The 17,996-nt window shown below is 31.9% G+C and carries 18 protein-coding genes; 7 read left to right on the top strand and 11 right to left on the bottom strand.

All coding sequences use genetic code 11. The annotated features are described in order from the left end of the window. Window positions 1-11: 11 nt before the first annotated feature. Window positions 12-683: a uracil-DNA glycosylase gene (locus tag ACWA1B_RS13685; RefSeq protein ID WP_456907771.1), complete on the bottom strand. Its 672-nt coding sequence runs from the start codon at window positions 681-683 to the stop codon at window positions 12-14. 112 nt (window positions 684-795) lie between these two features. Here ACWA1B_RS13685 and ACWA1B_RS13680 point away from each other — a divergent pair, with 112 nt between their 5' ends. From ACWA1B_RS13680 to ACWA1B_RS13670, 3 genes are all read left to right on the top strand, one after another. Continuing rightward, window positions 796-2,961 (top strand): endonuclease MutS2, encoded by a 2,166-nt coding sequence (locus tag ACWA1B_RS13680; RefSeq protein WP_456907769.1) that lies wholly within the window; start codon window positions 796-798, stop codon window positions 2,959-2,961. A 275-nt stretch (window positions 2,962-3,236) separates the two neighbouring features. Continuing rightward, complete coding sequence (locus tag ACWA1B_RS13675; RefSeq protein ID WP_456907767.1) at window positions 3,237-3,650, top strand: thiol-disulfide oxidoreductase DCC family protein; 414 nt, start codon at window positions 3,237-3,239, stop codon at window positions 3,648-3,650. Between the two features lie 28 nt (window positions 3,651-3,678). Then, complete coding sequence (locus tag ACWA1B_RS13670) at window positions 3,679-4,641, top strand: hypothetical protein (protein ID WP_456907765.1); 963 nt, start codon at window positions 3,679-3,681, stop codon at window positions 4,639-4,641. A 70-nt stretch (window positions 4,642-4,711) separates the two neighbouring features. On the opposite strand, the gene ettA is transcribed toward ACWA1B_RS13670, so the two are convergent. The 3 genes from ettA to holA form a co-directional block, all read right to left on the bottom strand. Beyond that, window positions 4,712-6,403 (bottom strand): energy-dependent translational throttle protein EttA, encoded by a 1,692-nt coding sequence (gene ettA / locus ACWA1B_RS13665; protein ID WP_456907763.1) that lies wholly within the window; start codon window positions 6,401-6,403, stop codon window positions 4,712-4,714. 57 nt (window positions 6,404-6,460) lie between these two features. Beyond that, window positions 6,461-6,643: a CAL67264 family membrane protein gene (locus tag ACWA1B_RS13660; protein WP_035643908.1), complete on the bottom strand. Its 183-nt coding sequence runs from the start codon at window positions 6,641-6,643 to the stop codon at window positions 6,461-6,463. A 63-nt stretch (window positions 6,644-6,706) separates the two neighbouring features. Further along, window positions 6,707-7,711 carry a DNA polymerase III subunit delta gene (gene holA, locus ACWA1B_RS13655; RefSeq protein WP_456907760.1) on the bottom strand — a complete coding sequence of 335 codons (1,005 nt, stop codon included), beginning with the start codon at window positions 7,709-7,711 and terminating at the stop codon, window positions 6,707-6,709. Window positions 7,712-7,813: 102 nt separating this feature from the next. Here holA and ACWA1B_RS13650 point away from each other — a divergent pair, with 102 nt between their 5' ends. From ACWA1B_RS13650 to ACWA1B_RS13640, 3 genes are read left to right on the top strand one after another with little or no spacing between them, the layout of a single operon-like run. After that, window positions 7,814-8,266 carry a type I restriction enzyme HsdR N-terminal domain-containing protein gene (locus ACWA1B_RS13650; protein WP_456907758.1) on the top strand — a complete coding sequence of 151 codons (453 nt, stop codon included), beginning with the start codon at window positions 7,814-7,816 and terminating at the stop codon, window positions 8,264-8,266. A 31-nt stretch (window positions 8,267-8,297) separates the two neighbouring features. Continuing rightward, entirely contained in the window at window positions 8,298-9,317 is a 1,020-nt protein-coding gene (locus ACWA1B_RS13645) for a glycosyltransferase family 2 protein (RefSeq protein ID WP_456907756.1), read from the top strand. Between the two features lie 34 nt (window positions 9,318-9,351). Beyond that, the gene (locus ACWA1B_RS13640; RefSeq protein ID WP_456907754.1) at window positions 9,352-10,185 is read left to right on the top strand and encodes an OmpA/MotB family protein; all 834 of its coding nucleotides are present in this window, start codon (window positions 9,352-9,354) and stop codon (window positions 10,183-10,185) included. Window positions 10,186-10,408: 223 nt separating this feature from the next. Here ACWA1B_RS13640 and ACWA1B_RS13635 read toward each other — a convergent pair whose 3' ends face one another. The 6 genes from ACWA1B_RS13635 to ACWA1B_RS13610 all read right to left on the bottom strand — a co-directional run bounded on the left by ACWA1B_RS13635 (window position 10,409) and on the right by ACWA1B_RS13610 (window position 16,307). Next, on the bottom strand, window positions 10,409-11,443 hold the full coding sequence (locus tag ACWA1B_RS13635) for a carboxypeptidase-like regulatory domain-containing protein (RefSeq protein ID WP_456907752.1): 1,035 nt from the start codon (window positions 11,441-11,443) through the stop codon (window positions 10,409-10,411). 78 nt (window positions 11,444-11,521) lie between these two features. Further along, window positions 11,522-12,142 carry an L-threonylcarbamoyladenylate synthase gene (locus tag ACWA1B_RS13630; protein WP_035643919.1) on the bottom strand — a complete coding sequence of 207 codons (621 nt, stop codon included), beginning with the start codon at window positions 12,140-12,142 and terminating at the stop codon, window positions 11,522-11,524. A gap of 17 nt (window positions 12,143-12,159) precedes the next feature. Continuing rightward, window positions 12,160-12,657 carry a hypothetical protein gene (locus ACWA1B_RS13625; RefSeq protein WP_456907750.1) on the bottom strand — a complete coding sequence of 166 codons (498 nt, stop codon included), beginning with the start codon at window positions 12,655-12,657 and terminating at the stop codon, window positions 12,160-12,162. Between the two features lie 44 nt (window positions 12,658-12,701). Next, window positions 12,702-15,038: an ATP-dependent helicase gene (locus ACWA1B_RS13620; protein WP_426485162.1), complete on the bottom strand. Its 2,337-nt coding sequence runs from the start codon at window positions 15,036-15,038 to the stop codon at window positions 12,702-12,704. A gap of 235 nt (window positions 15,039-15,273) precedes the next feature. Beyond that, window positions 15,274-15,432, bottom strand: a complete 159-nt coding sequence (locus ACWA1B_RS13615) for a hypothetical protein (protein WP_456907747.1) — start codon at window positions 15,430-15,432, stop codon at window positions 15,274-15,276. Between the two features lie 92 nt (window positions 15,433-15,524). Then, the gene (locus tag ACWA1B_RS13610) at window positions 15,525-16,307 is read right to left on the bottom strand and encodes a sulfite exporter TauE/SafE family protein (protein ID WP_456907745.1); all 783 of its coding nucleotides are present in this window, start codon (window positions 16,305-16,307) and stop codon (window positions 15,525-15,527) included. Between the two features lie 126 nt (window positions 16,308-16,433). Between ACWA1B_RS13610 and ACWA1B_RS13605 the strand changes: the two genes are divergently transcribed. Then, window positions 16,434-16,955 carry a DUF7935 family protein gene (locus ACWA1B_RS13605; protein ID WP_456907743.1) on the top strand — a complete coding sequence of 174 codons (522 nt, stop codon included), beginning with the start codon at window positions 16,434-16,436 and terminating at the stop codon, window positions 16,953-16,955. Between the two features lie 77 nt (window positions 16,956-17,032). Here ACWA1B_RS13605 and ACWA1B_RS13600 read toward each other — a convergent pair whose 3' ends face one another. Next, a complete protein-coding gene (locus tag ACWA1B_RS13600) occupies window positions 17,033-17,932 on the bottom strand; it encodes a patatin-like phospholipase family protein (protein ID WP_426485165.1) in 900 nt (299 codons plus the stop codon). Window positions 17,933-17,996: the final 64 nt, after the last annotated feature.

Genomic DNA, 17,996 nt, shown 5'->3' with positions numbered 1-17,996 from the left:
TTTCCAAAATTTTAAAACCATTCTATTTCCTCGATTCCTTTTGACTTTAAAAAAGCATTTGTTTGAGTGAAATGCTTGTTTCCAAACCATTTACCTTGATTAGCACTCATAGGTGATGGATGTCCGGATTCTAAAATATGATGTTTTGAGCGATTTATTTTCAAACCTTTTTTTTGAGCGAAACTCCCCCATAAAAGGAAAACTACATTTTCTTTTTGGTCAGAAATAGCCTGAATGACAGCATCTGTAAAAAGATTCCATTTTAAATGCTTATGACTATTTGGACTGTCTTTTCGAACTGTTAAAGAAGCATTTAAAAGCAAAACTCCTTGCTTTGCCCATTTTTCAAGATTCCCAGATGTTGGCATAAAAATCGAATCAAAATCAGTATTTATTTCTCTGAAAATATTGCGAAGCGATGGCGGAATTTTAACAGTATCGTTTACAGAAAAGCTTAAGCCATTGGCCTCTCCTTCACCATGGTAAGGATCCTGGCCAATAATTACAACTTTTAAGTCTGAAAAATTGCAATTATTAAAGGCTGCAAAAATCAATTCAGCTGGTGGATAACAGGTATGTGTTTTGTATTCAACATCCAACGCATCCATCAATTCTTTAAAGTAAGGTTTCTGGATTTCGTCTTTTAAAACATTCTGCCAATCTTGAGCTAAATTAATTTTCATTTTAAAAATTTTATTACAAATTACGCAAAGTTTTATCCAAACTGCCAAATTATTAGTGCTATTTAGTTTTAAAACTTTGTAACTTTGAAATCTTTACAACTTACGCTATATAATGGTATCTATTACAGAAAAAACATTACAAGATTTACAATTTCCAACCGTGCTTGAAACCATTTCAGATGGCTGCAACACTGATATAGGGAAAGAAAAGGCTTTACAAATAAAACCATTTAGAGATAAAGAAGAATTGATGCAATCTTTGATGCAAACATCAGAGTATGTTTCTTCTTTTCAAAATAATAACGCAATTCCGAATCACGGTTTTGACGCTATCACGCATGAAATTAAATTTTTAGCAATTGAAGACAGTTTTCTTGAAGTAGGAAGTTTTAGAAAAATTGCTAATCTTTCTGCAACAACAAATGTCTTGTTGAATTTCTTAAAAAAATTCGATGATTATTATCCGAATTTAAATGCAAGAGCTTCACGTGTCGAATTGACTAAAGATATTATCACAGCAATTGACTCAATTGTAGACAAATACGGAGAAATTAAGGACAATGCTTCTCCGGCTCTTTCTGGAATTCGACAAAACATGAACTTGGTTCGCGGAAAAGTAAACCAAAGTTTTGGTGTGGCTTTAACGCAGTACAACGGTTTAGGATATTTGGACGATATTAAAGAAAGTTTTGTTCAAAATCGCAGGGTTTTAGCAGTTTTAGCAATGTATCGCCGTAAAGTAAAAGGTTCAATTTTAGGTAGTTCTAAAACTGGAAGTATTGCTTACATCGAACCAGAAGCTACTTTAAAATATTCAAGAGAATTAGCCAATTTAGAATATGAGGAAAAAGAAGAAATCACAAGAATTCTAAAAAATTTATCCAATGTAATTCGTCCATATCTTCCTTTATTGATTGAATATCAGGATTTTTTAAGTGATATTGATGTCGTTGCCGGAAAAGCAAAATATGCAAATCGCATTAATGGAATCTTACCTGCAATTACTGAAGAAAGAAGATTGTCTTTTAGAGAAGCCTATCATCCTATTTTGTATTTGAACAACAAGCAAAAAAAGGAAGTTACATATCCTCAAACTATTGAGCTTAAACAAGAAAACAGAATTATTGTAATTTCTGGGCCTAATGCCGGAGGAAAAACTATATCCTTAAAAACGGTTGGTTTATTGCAATTAATGTTGCAATCTGGAATTTTGATTCCGGTTCATGAGCGCAGTGAAACTTTCTTATTTGACAGAATCTTAACGGATATTGGAGACAATCAATCTATTGAAAATCATTTAAGTACTTATAGTTATCGATTAAAAAATATGAATTATTTCTTGAAAAAATGTAACAAGAAAACGATGTTTTTGATTGATGAATTTGGTACTGGTTCTGATCCTGAATTGGGTGGAGCTTTGGCTGAAATTTTCTTAGAAGAATTTTATCATCGTGAAGCATTCGGAATTATTACAACGCATTATTCGAATTTGAAAATTCTGGCGAACGAATTACCATACGCAACAAATGCGAATATGATGTTCGACGAAAAATCGCTTGAACCTATGTACAAATTAGCTTTGGGTCAGGCAGGAAGTTCGTTCACATTTGAAGTTGCTCAAAAAAATGGGATTCCGTTTGGCTTGATTAATCGTGCGAAAAAGAAAATCGAAGTTGGAAAAGTTCGTTTTGACAAAACTATTGCAACGCTGCAAAAAGAAAGATCAAAACTTGAAAAAACTTCTTTGAATTTAAAAGAAGAAGAAACCCGAGCGCGTGAAGAAAGCAAAAAGATGGAAAACATCAATACAAAAATCCAACAAAAATTAGAAAGCTATCAAGAACTGTATGATAGTAACCAGAAGATAATTTACATTGGACAAAAAATTGATGATATTGCCGAAAAATATTTCAACAACAAAAATAAGAAGGAACTTATTGGCGAATTTTTGAAAATTGTCGAAATCGAAAATTCAAAACGTAAAAAAGCAACTCCAAAAGAAACCAAAGCAAAAGTTGAAAAACAAAAAGAAATTATCGCTGAAGTTCAAGTAAAAGTTGAAGAAATTCGAAAAGAGAAAAAAGAGAAAAAACTTAAACCTGTAATCGAAAAACCAAAACCAATTTTAAAAGTTGGCGATCGAGTAAGAATGCTAGATGGAAAATCTGTTGGAAGTATTGATTCTATAGAAAAAAATAAAGCAACTGTTAATTATGGCATTTTTACCTCGAAAGTAAGTTTGGATGAATTGGAATTAGTGGAAGCGGTTAAGAAGTAATCTTTTTTATAAATTTTCATTTTAAAAAGCATGAAAATTTCATCAAAATTAAAATAAGACGATTTAAGCAATTGTTTTAAAAATTACGATTCGAAATATAGATAAATTTTAAAAGCAGATTTTAAGCAATTTATTTAAGTTATTTTTAATTTGTAAAATTTATTGAAATTAAAAAATTAATAGATTTTACAAATACTTATTAGTTGCTAAAATAAAATACAATTTTAAAAATCTTCTACGTTAATAGTTAATACAAAACTTGATTTACAATAATAATGGAAAGTCTTCCAAAAAATAAAAAAATAGTTCTCTTTGATGGAGTTTGTAATCTTTGTGATTCTGCTGTTCAATTTATCATTAAACACGATAAAAAAGACATTTTTAGGTTTGTGGCATTGCAGTTAGAATTAGGAATTTCAATTTGCAAACATTTAGGAATTAGTTATTCTAAAATGGATAGTGTCATATTCTATGAACCTGGAACAGCATATTTTTACAAATCTTCAGCGATTATTGAAATAGCTAAAAATTTTGGCGGATTTTGGAAATTGATTCCGATTTTTAGAATTGTACCAATTTTCATTAGTGACAGAATTTATGATTATGTTGCTAAAAACAGATACAATTGGTACGGCAAAAAAGAAAGTTGTATGATTCCAACTCCGGAGCTAAAAGCTAAATTTCTTTAATTCCACATTATTCAAAATAACATTAAAAATGAACAAAAAAAATTTTAGTATCCTATTTATTTTTATTTCATTGATTTCATGCAGCAGCGATTCAAACTCAGAAGAAATTGCGGGAGAAATTAGAGCTGATTACATTAGTGATATTTCCAAAATTGTAGACATAGACGGTTTTGCAGTAAGTAACAATAGTGTGTATATTACTGGAGGTGGTTACGCTTTACCCGAATTAAAAAAAATAGATCAGCAAGGAAAAGTAAGCAATATTGAAACATTTGTAGATCTTCGTTTCTTTTATAACAAACTGACCAATAATAGTAAAGGAGAAATATTTCTTACAACAAATAATTCAGAAGTCGGAGATAAAATGTATAACGTTACAAATAATTTCTTCACTCCTTATTACACTTTGAAGTATAATAATAACATTGGCGTTCCAACAATAAACGCCATATGCAACTACAAAGATGATTATTATTTCATTTTTGATCTCACTACTTTTTCCTTAAAAAAAATTAACCCCTCTTTAAAAACAGAATTATTAATTGCAGGCTCAGGAAAACCTGCTATAAAAGATGGAATTGGAGCTGAAGCCAGTTTCGGGAGAGTTTCCCAGATTTTAATAAAAAATGATATAATCTATGTCTTAGACAATGACGGAAATGGAAGCAAAATCCGTAAAATTGAAAACACAACTAATGGATGGAAAGTAACAACTCTAAATCCTGATATGTATGATTATATAAATCAGATTGCCATTGATAACTACAATAACTTGTACTACTTAATAAATACAGAAGGTATCTACAAGATTGATCTTACTAATGATACAGAAATAATGTACCATGATGATGAGATAAAAATCGGAACATACAAAGAACATCTTTCAATAAATTTCAAACATTTAAGATTTATTGGAATTAATAATGATGACTTGTATTTGTTTAACGGTCCGAATTTTATTAAAATTTCAAATTTTAAGTCAAAGCTTTAATTTAATATAAACAAAAATCCCAAATTCATTATTAATTGAATTTGGGATTTTTTTATTTATCAGATTTTTATTATCTAATCAATTTTCTGTATTTCAAACGTTTTGGAGTTAAATCACCACCAAGACGTTTCTTTTTATTTTCTTCGTAATCAGAGAAACTTCCTTCAAAGAAATAAACTTCAGAATCTCCTTCAAAAGCTAGAATGTGCGTACAAATTCTATCTAAGAACCATCTATCGTGCGAAATAATAACTGCACAACCTGCGAAATTTTCCAAACCTTCTTCAAGTGCACGAAGTGTATTTACATCAAGGTCATTCGTAGGCTCGTCCAGTAAAAGCACGTTTCCTTCTTCTTTCAAAGTCATTGCTAAGTGCAAACGGTTACGTTCTCCACCTGAAAGCATAGACACCTTTTTATTTTGCTCACCGCCACCAAAGTTGAAACGTGATAAATAAGCTCTAGAGTTCACTTGCTTTCCGCCCATCATAATTAATTCCTGACCGTCAGCGAAATTTTCCCAAATCGATTTATTTGGATCTATATTAGAGTGAGACTGATCTACATAAGCGATTTTTACAGTTTCACCAACTAAAAATTCTCCACTATCAGTAGCTTGCTCGCCCATAATCATTTTAAAAATAGTAGATTTACCAGCACCGTTAGGTCCAATAATTCCAACAATTCCGGCTTGTGGCAAAGTAAAATTCAAATTATCATATAATAATTTTTCACCGAATGCTTTTGCAACATTTTTGGCTTCAATAACATTCGTACCTAAACGTGGACCATTTGGAATATAGATTTCCAAGTTTTCGTCCAATTGTTTTTGGTCTTCATTTAATAATTTGTCGTAGTTCTGTAAACGTGCTTTTTGCTTGGTCTGACGACCTTTAGCACCTTGACGAACCCACTCCAACTCACGTTCTAACGTTTTTCTACGTTTAGAAGCTACTTTTTCTTCCTGAGCCATACGGTTTGATTTTTGATCTAACCAAGAAGAATAGTTACCTTTCCATGGAATACCTTCTCCTCTATCCAACTCGAGAATCCAACCAGCAACATTATCTAAGAAATATCTATCGTGTGTTACAGCAATTACAGTTCCTGAATATTGTGCTAAATGTTGCTCTAACCAAAGAACTGACTCAGCATCAAGGTGGTTGGTAGGCTCATCAAGAAGCAATACATCAGGTTGTTGTAATAACAAACGACATAAAGCTACACGACGGCGCTCACCTCCCGAAAGGTTTTTAATTGGCGTATCACCCTCTGGCGTACGTAATGCATCCATTGCGATTTCTAATTTCGTATCGATTTCCCAAGCACCAAGCGCATCAATTTTATCTTGCAATGCTGCCTGACGGTCCATCAATTTATCCATTTTATCTGGATCTGAGTAGTTCTCTTCAAGACCGAATAAATCATTAATTTGGTTGTATTCTTCTAGAACAGCCATAGTTTCAGCTGCTCCTTCACGAACAATTTCGATTACTGTCTTAGAATCATCAAGAATTGGTTCTTGCTCTAAATATCCTACTGTATAGCCAGGCTGAAAAACTACATCTCCCTGATAATTTTTATCAACTCCTGCAATAATTTTTAAAAGAGAAGATTTTCCAGAACCATTAAGACCTAAAATACCAATTTTAGCTCCGTAAAAGAAACTTAGATAAATGTTTTTAAGAACAGGTTTATCTGCTCCCTGATAGGTTTTACTCAATTTTTGCATTGAGAAAATTACTTTCTTATCGTCTGACATTTGTTTTATTTTAATTTATATTGTTTTTATTATAATCTCTATTTCAGTTAAAACAGATTAAACTCTGCCTTTCAAAGCATTGAATACCCAAGCATTAGCAAAAAAACCAACTCCAACGGCAGCAAAACCCCAGCCAGAAACATCACTGTATCTAAAAATTCCTAAACCTATAAGTAACAATCCCATAAGTACCATTATTAAAGTAGCCCATCCTAAAATGGTATTTTTATTCATTCCCATAATTGTGTAATTATTTTAATCTGATTATTTTTTAGAAAGGCAAATATCGTGAATTATTACGGCTTAATTAAATATTTTATACAGCATTTCTTTTAGCAAATCAGATTGTGGAAGCGCATTTGCACCAACACCTTTGCTCTTTACGTCAATATCGCGCAACGCTCCAACTATCTGGCTTACTTTTCGCATCGGGTAATTCTTCACGGCCAAATCATATTCTTTTAAAAAATACGGGTTTACACCAATTGCAGCCGCAACATTTTTTGGATTTTTATCTTTAAGTCCATGGTATTTCAAGAGTTGTACAAAAAATCCAAATATCAATCCTGTCGTCATAACTAAAGGATATTCTTTTGGGTTGTGAGCAAAATTCTCTGCAATTTTATACGCTTTCAACTGATTGCGTTCTCCAATTGCTTTTCGTAATTCAAAAACATTGTAATCTTTACTGAAGCCAATATTTTCCTCAATATGCTCAGCCGTAATCATTGTGCCTTGTGGCAAAATAATTTGTAATTTTTCAAGCTCATTATTGATTTTGCTTAAATCAGTTCCAAGGAACTCGACAAGCATTGCATTTGCTTTTGGATCAATCGTATATTTTTTTCCCGCCAAAATACGTTTTATCCAATCGCCAACCTGATTTTCGTAAAGTTTTTTGCTTTCGTAAACTAAACCATTTTGCGCCAATACTTTGGTAACTTTTTTACGTTTGTCTAGCGTTTTGTATTTGTAGCAAAAAACCAAAACTGTAGTTTCCATTGGATTATTGGCATAGGCTTCTAATTTATCAATATTCCTGGACAAATCCTGAGCCTCTTTCACAATAACAACCTGACGGTCAGCCATCATAGGATAGCGCTTGGCCGTTGAAACAATATCTTCTATAGAAACATCTCTTCCATATAAAACAGTCTGGTTAAAACCTTTCTCTTCTTCTGCAAGCACATTTTCCTCAATATATTCAGATAACTTATCGATATAATAAGGTTCTTCCCCCATCAAAAAATAAATTGGCCTTATATTTCCTGCCTTGATGTCATTGACAATTTTTACAACTTCGTCCATTAAATTAAGTTTTCAGTATTTAGTGCCAGTTTTCAGTTTAAATCAAAAAATAAATAATTGACTAATTTTCAAATTGACCAATTTTCAAATTATATTTGCTTTATGCAGCAATTAAATTTTCCAACTTATAGTTTTCGATTCAAAAATAGCGAAAATAAAGTGTCTATTTTTGATGAAATCAGAAAAAAATTTATCATTCTTACCCCAGAAGAATGGGTTCGCCAGCACGTTGTTCATTATCTATTACATGAAAAAAAATATCCCAAATCATTAATAAATGTCGAGAAGGTTTTAAGAGTCAACGGATTAAGAAAACGATATGATGTTGTTGTTTTTAATTCTGACGGTTCTATACATATACTAGTAGAATGTAAAGCTCCTGAAGTAAAAATTTCTCAGGCAACTTTTGATCAAATTGCTCGTTATAATATGACAATGCAGGCACGATTTTTGAATGTCACAAACGGGCTAAGCCATTTTTATTGTCAAATGGATTTTGAAAATGAAAAATATCATTTTTTAAGAAGCCTTCCAGATTACGAAGCAAATAAATAATACAAAAACAAATACAAATACATATTTACCTTTGGATAAAATAGCAATTGTCATTTTAAATTGGAACGGAGTAAAATTATTAGAACAATTTTTGCCCTCAGTTGTTCAATTTTCAAATGGAGCCACTATTTATGTAGCAGATAATGCTTCAACAGACGATTCAATTAACTTCGTAAAACAAAATTTCCCGATAATCAAAATTGTAAAAAACGAAGGCAATTATGGCTTTGCAAAAGGTTATAATGATGCTTTAAAACATATTGATGCCGAGATTTATGCACTAGTCAATTCAGACATTGAAGTAACTCAAAATTGGTTAAAGCCAATACTTGAAACTTTTGAATCTGAAAAACAAACTGCCATTATTCAGCCAAAAATTCTTGATTTTAAAAACAAAGAATATTTTGAATATGCAGGCGGTGCCGGCGGATTTATTGACAAATATGGTTTTCCTTTTTGTCGCGGACGCATTTTTGATACTGTTGAAAAAGATAATGGCCAATACAACGACAATTGTGAATTATTTTGGGCGTCAGGCGCATGTTTCTTTATCCGAAAAGAAGTTTATGATGAGTTGGGAGGTTTTGATGAAAGCTTCTTTGCGCATCAGGAGGAGATTGATTTGTGCTGGCGTGCCGCAAATGAAGGCCATATTATAAAATACAATTCGCAATCTACTGTTTACCATGTTGGAGGGGCAACTTTACAACAAGGAAATCCACGAAAAACATTTTTGAATTTCAGGAATTCATTATTGATGCTTGTGAAAAATTTACCAAAGAAAGGTTTATTCTTTGTGATCTTTTTCAGAATGATTTTAGACGGAATAGCGGGTATCCGTTTTCTTACACAAGGGAAATTTAGCCATACTTTTGCTATTTTGAAAGCACATTTCTCTTTTTATTGCCTATCTTTAAAGTATCTTAAAAAGCGAAAAGATTTTCAAATACAGCAATACTATACCGTAAAAAGTATCGTTTACCTGTATTACATAAATAAATTACTGGTTTTTAAAGAAATCTTTAACAGTAATCAAAATATTAAAAACTAAATTTGTAATCAACGTTTAATTAAATATAATACCTATGAGAAAAATAGTTATCGCACTATCAGTATTAATGGCCTTAACTTCGTGTGTATCGAAAAAGCAATACGCTGCACTTGAAGCTAAGAACAAAGAGACACAAGATTTATTAAACTCTTGTACTGTGAAATTAAATTCTTGTTTAGAAGAAAAAGCTGGTTTAGCTGCTACAGTTGACGGTTTAAAACAACATAATCAAGACTTAATCAACAGTTCTAAAGATTTAACTGTTTTAACTACTAAAGGAGCTGAAAACCTAGAAAAATCATTGGAAAGCTTAAAAGAGAAAGATTTGAAAATCTCAAGACTTCAAGATGCTCTTACGAAAAAAGACAGTGTAACTTTAGCATTAGTTACAAGTTTAAAAGGAGCAGTTGGAATCAACGATCCAGATATCGAAATCAATGTTGAAAAAGGAGTTGTATTTATTTCTATCGCTGATAAATTATTATTCAAAAGCGGAAGTTATGACGTAAGCGACAAAGCAAAATCTGTTTTAGCTAAAGTTGCTAAAGTTGTAAACGACAAACCTGATTTTGAATGTATGGTTGAAGGACACACAGATGACGTTCCTTACAAAAGCAACGGAGTTTTGTTAGACAACTGGGATTTAAGCGTTAAACGTTCTACATCTATCGTTCGTGTATTAACAAATGACCTTGGAGTTAACCCTGCAAAATTAATTGCAGCTGGTAGAAGTTCATATGTACCATTAGTTGCAAATGATACTCCAGACAACAAAGCTCGTAACAGAAGAACTCGTATTGTGGTTATGCCAAAAATCGATCAGTTCTATGATATGATTGAAAAAGAAATGAAAAAACAAGCTAAATAATCCTGTTTTACATATCATAAAAACAGAAAAAGCAGGTCTTACGACCTGCTTTTATGTATCCTTAATTTTTTTAATAACCAATTAAATATAAATTAAGAATAGCATTATTTTTAATCAACTAACTAAATTTTAACTATAATAAAGTTAGTGATTATTTTTTAACATTTACGCAATTTCAGTTTTTTTTTACAAATATACCATATTGCCGTTTTCAATATTACAATTATTCTATCCCATAATTTAAAGGTAACATATCTCCAACTCTTTTTTCCGAAATTTTCCCTGAAAAAAGTATGTCTTGAATATTTGAATTATTTCCATACTTATAAATATAAAAACTATCTGTTTCAAAAGTAATCCTCGATGCTTCCTTTTTATCAAAGATAAGATTATAGGTTACAATATTTTTTGAGTTTAGATTTGTGTTTTCTCCTTTATCCTGGTCAATTAATTCTACTTTTGCAAAATCGCCTTCTTTAGTTATTTTGAAGCATTTAGTTGGATCCTGATTATATTTACCTTTAAACAATAAAAACTTCTTCGCTTCCCAATCCGTATTTGCTAAATTTCTGAAAAACTGAATTTGAGATCCCTGGAATGTTTTTTCTCGTTTTTTTAAGACTTTAGTGCTATTATCAATTTCTTCAAATCGACTCATACCACCGTAAAAATTCTTAACCGCGTCTAATGAATTAATACTAAATCTATTAAAAGAAACTTCAAAAATTACTAATTCAAAATCAATTTTATATCCTAAGGCCGGATTTATAATCACCAAAGGTTTATCTGAAGAGGCTGTAAAAAGTAAATTCTTTTTATCATAATTAAATTTAATATCATCTTCATTTTTAATAATAGCCGATTTTGCATTACTAGTTGTTCCTAAAAAATATTCTCTAAACAACTTTAATTTCTGAGCTCTTGTAAACTGATTGTTATTATTAACAACAACTTCTTTAAGCTCATTTTCCGAAATCTTCATCACAATATTTAATGGCTTAGAGACATCTAATCCCGACAGATATTCCGTCTGATATCCCATTAAACTAATCACTAAAACATTATTAGCATTAGGTTCATACTTGATAGAAAATTTTCCATCAGCGTCTGAAACTGTTGAAATTGTTGTGCCATCATAGTAAACATTTACTCCTTCTAACGGAATATTATCTTTCCCTGTAATTTTACCTTTAAGATTCTGTTGCGAAAATATAGTGACCGCAGAAAACAAAAATAAAAGAGTAAGTAGTTTTTTCATTAAAGCCAAAAGGTTTGATTAATTCACTACTAATTAACCAAACCTTTTTGTATTATCCAAATCAATCTATTTCTTTTCTTACAAAATATCAATATCACCTTTCCCTTCTCTCACGATAACTGGCTCATAATCTGATAAATCTATAATTGTCGAACCTACATTGTCGCCATAACCACCATCAATTACCAAATCTACAAGGTTTTGCCATTTTTCAAAAATCAATTCTGGATCTGTTGTATATTCAATTACATCATCTTCATCACGAATAGAAGTCGAAACAACAGGATTCCCTAATTGACGAACAATTTCTAAAATAATATTATTATCAGGAACACGAATACCAACAGTAGTTTTCTTTTTAAACTCTTTTGGCAAATTATTGTTTCCTGGTAAAATAAAGGTGTACGGACCTGGTAAAGCTCTTTTCAAAATTTTGAAAGTCGACGTATCAATCTGACGTACATAATCTGATAAATTGCTCAAATCATGACAAATAAATGAAAAATTTGCTTTCTCTAATTTAACGCCCTTAATCTTTGCAATTTTTTCTAAAGCCCTCGAATTGGTAATATCGCAACCTAAACCATAAACAGTATCTGTCGGATAAATTACCAATCCTCCATTCTGAAGCACTTTAACAACTTTTGCAATTGCAGCTTCACTAGGTTTATCTGGATATATTTTTATGAATTCAGCCATTTTTTAGAAGAAAGATTTTAGACAATAGAATAAAGACTACTCTTTAATTCTTTTAAAGTTTTAGACACAAAGAACAACATTCCAAAAGCAAATAAATTCAACTTAAAACGAAAAGCTTCATCGCTTGCATTCAATGTTAAAAAAAATTGCGATGGTTGAAAATCAAATCCGGCAAAAGTATCATTTGTAAGATCCAAAGTAAAGTTTATAGCAATTCCATTTACAGATGTATAATATACGCCATAAAACTCGAACGCAATCATTTGTAAAAATAATGAAATGATAACGAAATTTAATCCTCTCAAATATTTTTTCTTATTTAATAACCATGCCGAATAAATAGAAAAACCAAAAAAAACAAAAGGAAGGATTAAAGGAATAAAAAATGGATCTTGATATTTTTCAGGATTCGTTGTAAAAAACAAATAAATCGTTAGAAGTATACCAACAATTCCACCAAATAACTGGTAAATTTCAATAAAATTAAGCTTTTTTGAAAACGCTTTGTCGAGCATATTTAATATCAATCTATTTTCTTGATTCTTTGTTCTTTGTTCTTTTACCCTACAACATCTAATTTCGCAAATCTTAACAACAATTTCTTAATTCCGCCAACTTCAAATTTAATTTCAGCTTTTTTGTCAGCGCCAACACCTTCCAGATTAATCACTTCTCCTTTTCCAAAACGTTCGTGCATTACAACATTACCAACCGTTAATTTACTATCAAATAAATTTGGAGCACCGGCATTTGGATTTGTTCCTCCAACTGGCTTTAGTTTTCTGATATTCAAATCCGGTTTCGGATTATTATCGGTAATATGTTTTGGCGGCGTTCCTCCTACTGGTTTTGCCAATCTTAATTTAGACTTATCTACGTCTCCAAAAATATCACCGTCAATTGGTGATTTATAACGATAATTGCTTTCAGACGGAGTTAAATATTCTAAATATTGACCATCAATTTCTTCAATAAAACGAGATGGTTCACTATCTGTCAATTTTCCCCAACGGTAACGCGACTGTGCATAAGTCAAATACGCCTGATGTTCAGCACGAGTTAAAGCTACGTAAAATAAACGACGTTCTTCTTCTAATTCACTTCTTGTACTCATACTCATAGCACTCGGAAACAAATCTTCTTCCATTCCAACAACAAAAACATGTGGGAACTCAAGTCCTTTTGCTAAGTGAATCGTCATCAAAGCTACACGATCTTCATCATTTGTATCTTTATCCAAATCTGTTGCCAAAGCTACATCTTCCATAAATTCAGAAAGCGCACCTCTTGCTCCATCAATTTCTCTTTGACCTTCAGTAAAATCTTTAATACCATTTAAAAGTTCTTCGATATTCTGAATTTTTGCCATTCCTTCCGGAGTAGCATCTTTTTTTAATTCCTGAACCAAACCCGTTTTCTTTGCAACATGATCTGTGATATAAAAAGCATCCTGATTCTGATCAATAACCTGAAAACTCTGAATCATCGTAACAAAATCTTTCAATTTGTTTTTGGTTCCGGCATTCAGTTTCAAGTCGATTTTATCAATATTCACCATTACTTCCCAAATCGAACGTTTGTAATGATTTGCTGCAATAGTTAGTTTTTCTACCGTTGTATCTCCAATTCCACGTGCCGGATAATTGATAACACGAATCAAAGCTTCTTCATCTTTTGGATTCAAAACCAAGCGCAAATAACACAAAACATCTTTAATTTCTTTACGCTGATAAAATGACAAGCCACCATAAATTCGGTAGGGAATATCACGTTTTCTTAAAGCGTCTTCCATCGCACGCGATTGTGCATTTGTACGATACAAAATGGCAAAAGCGCCATTATGCAATTGATTCTGCATTTTCTGCTCAAAAATTGTACTTGCAACAAAACGCCCTTCTTCTGCATCTGTCAAACTTCGGTGGACTTTAATTCTTGGCCCAAATTCATTTGCGGTCCAAACCACTTTATCCAATTTGGTTTTATTATGCTCCATTACCGTATTTGCCGCTTCTACAATATTTCGTGTCGAACGATAATTCTGTTCCAAACGAAACATTACTACACCTTCATAATCTTTTTGGAAATTCAAAATATTATTGATGTTCGCTCCACGAAACGCATAAATACTCTGTGCATCATCACCAACTACACAAATATTCTGAAATCTGTCTGATAAAGCTCTAACAATCAAATATTGAGAGTGATTTGTATCTTGGTACTCATCAACCAAAATATAACGGAAACGATCTTGGTATTTAGCCAAAACCTCTGGAAAACGAGTTAATAACTCATTGGTTTTTAGCAATAAATCATCAAAATCCATCGCACCGGCTTTAAAACAGCGCTCTACATATTGCTGGTAAATTTCTCCTAATCTTGGTCTTTTTGCCATTGCGTCGGCTTCAACCAATTCCGGATTATTAAAATAAGCTTTAACCGTAATCAAGCTGTTTTTATAACTTGATATACGTCCTAAAATTTGTTTTGGTTTATAGATATCACGATCCAGCTGCATTTCTTTAATAATTGAAGAAATCAATCTGGCCGAATCCTGAGAATCATAAATAGTAAAATTGGAAGGATAACCTAAATGATCCGATTCTGCACGAAGAATACGCGCAAAAATCGAGTGAAAAGTTCCCATCCAAAGATTTTTAGCCTCAGATGCTCCCACAATATCCGAAATCCTGTGCTTCATTTCACGAGCCGCTTTATTGGTAAAAGTCAGCGACAAAATATTGAAGGCATCAACTCCCTGAGCCATCAAATAAGCAATTCTAATTGTTAAAACACGGGTTTTTCCCGAACCTGCACCAGCAATAATAATCATTGGCCCGTCTTTCTTTAAAACAGGCGCTCTCTGCGCTTCGTTGAGCTGGTCAATATATTTCTGCATGTAATTTATCTCCTTTATATGCAAAAATAAGAATTAAAAAAGAAAGTTCCTAAGATGCTAAGCTACTGAGATGCTAAGTTTTTTTTTGAAGCCAAACAATAGGCATTTTATTGAACAGGTTTCCCGCTTTCGGCTATATCTCTCCTCCCGATAGCCATCGGGATGCGAGGATACCGCCTCAATCGGGGCTAAGTTCAAACAATTGGCTTTCTTTAAATATTTGGAAAAAACTCAATTAGACTCCATAAAGCATCTGAAGCTTTTCTCTAAATTCTGAAAAAGAAATAGTTCTACCCGCTTTAATATCGTCTTCACTTTTTTGAAGTTGTTGAAATAACGTTTCTTCCGAAAATTCATTATTACAATCTTCAAAACTTTCTACACATTCATCCATTTTTATAATCTTAATAGTTTTATAATTTACAAATACAAATTATTTACAGATAATCTTTTCCAAAAACCTTACAACCTTAGTGCCTCAGCATCTCAGAACCTTAGTAACTTATTTAAAAACACATCATAAGCAAATCGAATTAAAGTACCGACAACAACAACCAAAAAGAAAATCCTAATAAAACCATTTCCTTTGTTGATTGCTAATTTTGCACCAAGCCAACCTCCAAGTCCGTTGCTAATTGCCATCGGAATCGCGATTGACCAGATTATTTTTCCTTTAATCATAAACAAGCAAATCGAACCGAAATTCGTTGCCAGGTTTACCATTTTAGCATTCGCGGAAGCGTGAAGAAAATCAAAACCCAAAAGTGCAATAAAGGCAACTACAAAAAAACTTCCAGTCCCTGGCCCGATAAATCCGTCATAAAAACCAACGATCATACTAATTACAACTGCATAAATAATTTGAGTTGTTTCCGAATGTTCTTTGGCTTCATGCTGACCAAAATTCTTCTTTGCATAGGTATAAACAAACAACAACGACAAGACTACAAGCAAAAGCGGTTTCATAAAATCGTTGCTTACCATTGTCAAAATCGTAGAACCCAAAAATGCCGATGGAACTGCCAAACACATCATTATGATTAATAATTTCCATTGAATAACTACTTTTTTTAAATACTGAAAAGCAGCAAATGCAGTTCCGCTAAAAGCGGGAATTTTCAAAGAACCAATTACCGTAGAAACAGGCAAATTAGGCAATAAAATTAATCCCATTGGAGTTTGGATTAAGCCGCCGCCGCCAACAATTGCATCAATAAAACCTGCAGCAAATGCGGCTAAGCAAAGAAAAAGTATTATGTATGAATCCATTAAAAGTAAAATTGTGTAGAATTTAAAAAACAGCTACAAAAGTAAGTTTTCCGTTTTGTTTATTACCGAAAATTTAAAACGGATTTCTCCTCAAAAAGTATATTTTTGCTAAAAAATTTAACCCAAATGGATTTTACAAGAATTATAGAATTAGCCAGTTATACACTTCCTGCAATTGTTACAGGATTTGTTGCCTACAGTTTTTTTGAACTGCATATTAAAAACAATGATAAAAAGCGTGCTTTTTTATTAAATAGAGATTATCAAAAACAATCACTACCAATACGTTTACAGGCGTATGAGCGTATGACGTTATTTTTGGAGCGTATAAACTTGACCAAATTATTAATTCGAATTGCACCAATTTCACAAAATAAACACGATTACGAAAACTACATAATCGATCAGATTGAGCAGGAATTTGAACACAATTTAACGCAACAGATTTACATGTCTGACGAGTGCTGGACGATTATTACAACGGCAAAAAATGCTACAATTCAAATAATTCGCAAAGCTGCAATGAGCGACAAAGTAGAAAATGCCGATAAATTGCGTGAAGTAATTTTAAATGATTTACTAGAAAAACAATCTCCTAGTAACGCTGCTTTAGGGTATATAAAAAATGAAGTTGCTGAACTTTGGTAGAAAAATATTTTAGATTTTAGAATTCAGATTTTAGATTGTAAAAGATAAATCTAAAATCTGAATTCTAAAATCTATAATCATCTATTATCACTCATAACTTCCGATTTATTCTGAGCATACTCATATCCTTGTTCCCACCATTCTTTCATTACTTCTTTATTAAAAATCAAAGCATTATCAGTAAGTTTTGTTGGCGTGTAATATAAGTTAAGTTTGACATTCTTGTTGTTTGCCATAAGTTTTCCTATAGCAATATCATGTTTTTCAACCTGATCCAAAGCAATTCGGAACAAGTCAATCATCAGTGAAAATGGATTTTTGCCAATAACCGTTTTATCCATATTTACTTCAGTTTCTAAAATAATCACATCAATTTCAGTAGCTCCGCGATTAATTGCTTCACGAATTGGGACCAAACTCGAGAATCCTCCGTCACCATATTCGTAATTGTTTTTCTCCACCAAACTCATAAACGGAACATAATTACTTGAAATCCAAGACCATTCTATAAATTCTTCATAACTACAATCTTTCACCGATTTATATTCTGACTCGTTTTTGGTGAAATTGGTTACCGTGATAATAACATCTGTTTTTAGTTTTTTTAGCTTATTGAAATCAGATAATGAAAAGTTATTTCGAATATATTTTTTCAAGCCTTTACTCTCTCCAAAAGTCCTTTTTCCTTTAAAAAACTGACGCAATACGTTGAAATGATTAATTGTTACAATATCAACACCTTCTTTATTTTTAACCACAAACGGACAAATATTAAAAATACTTGCCATCGTAACATTAGTATAAACCGAATGAATTTTTTTAATATGTCCTAAAGCTAAATGCGGAATCAGCAAGCTTCCGGTAGAAGTGCCCAAAAACAAATCATATTCATGATTTTTTTCTTCGATTAAATACTGCGCAACTCCTCCGGCAAAGGCGCCTTTACTTCCGCCGCCAGAAATAACTAATGCTCTCATATGTGGTATTGTAGGTTTTATTTTTTTAGAGAATAGGTTAAAGAAGCAAGAACAAAGACTTTCT

The organism is Flavobacterium xizangense, assembly GCF_054075145.1.
This window is presented reverse-complemented; position numbering and strand designations above follow the sequence as displayed.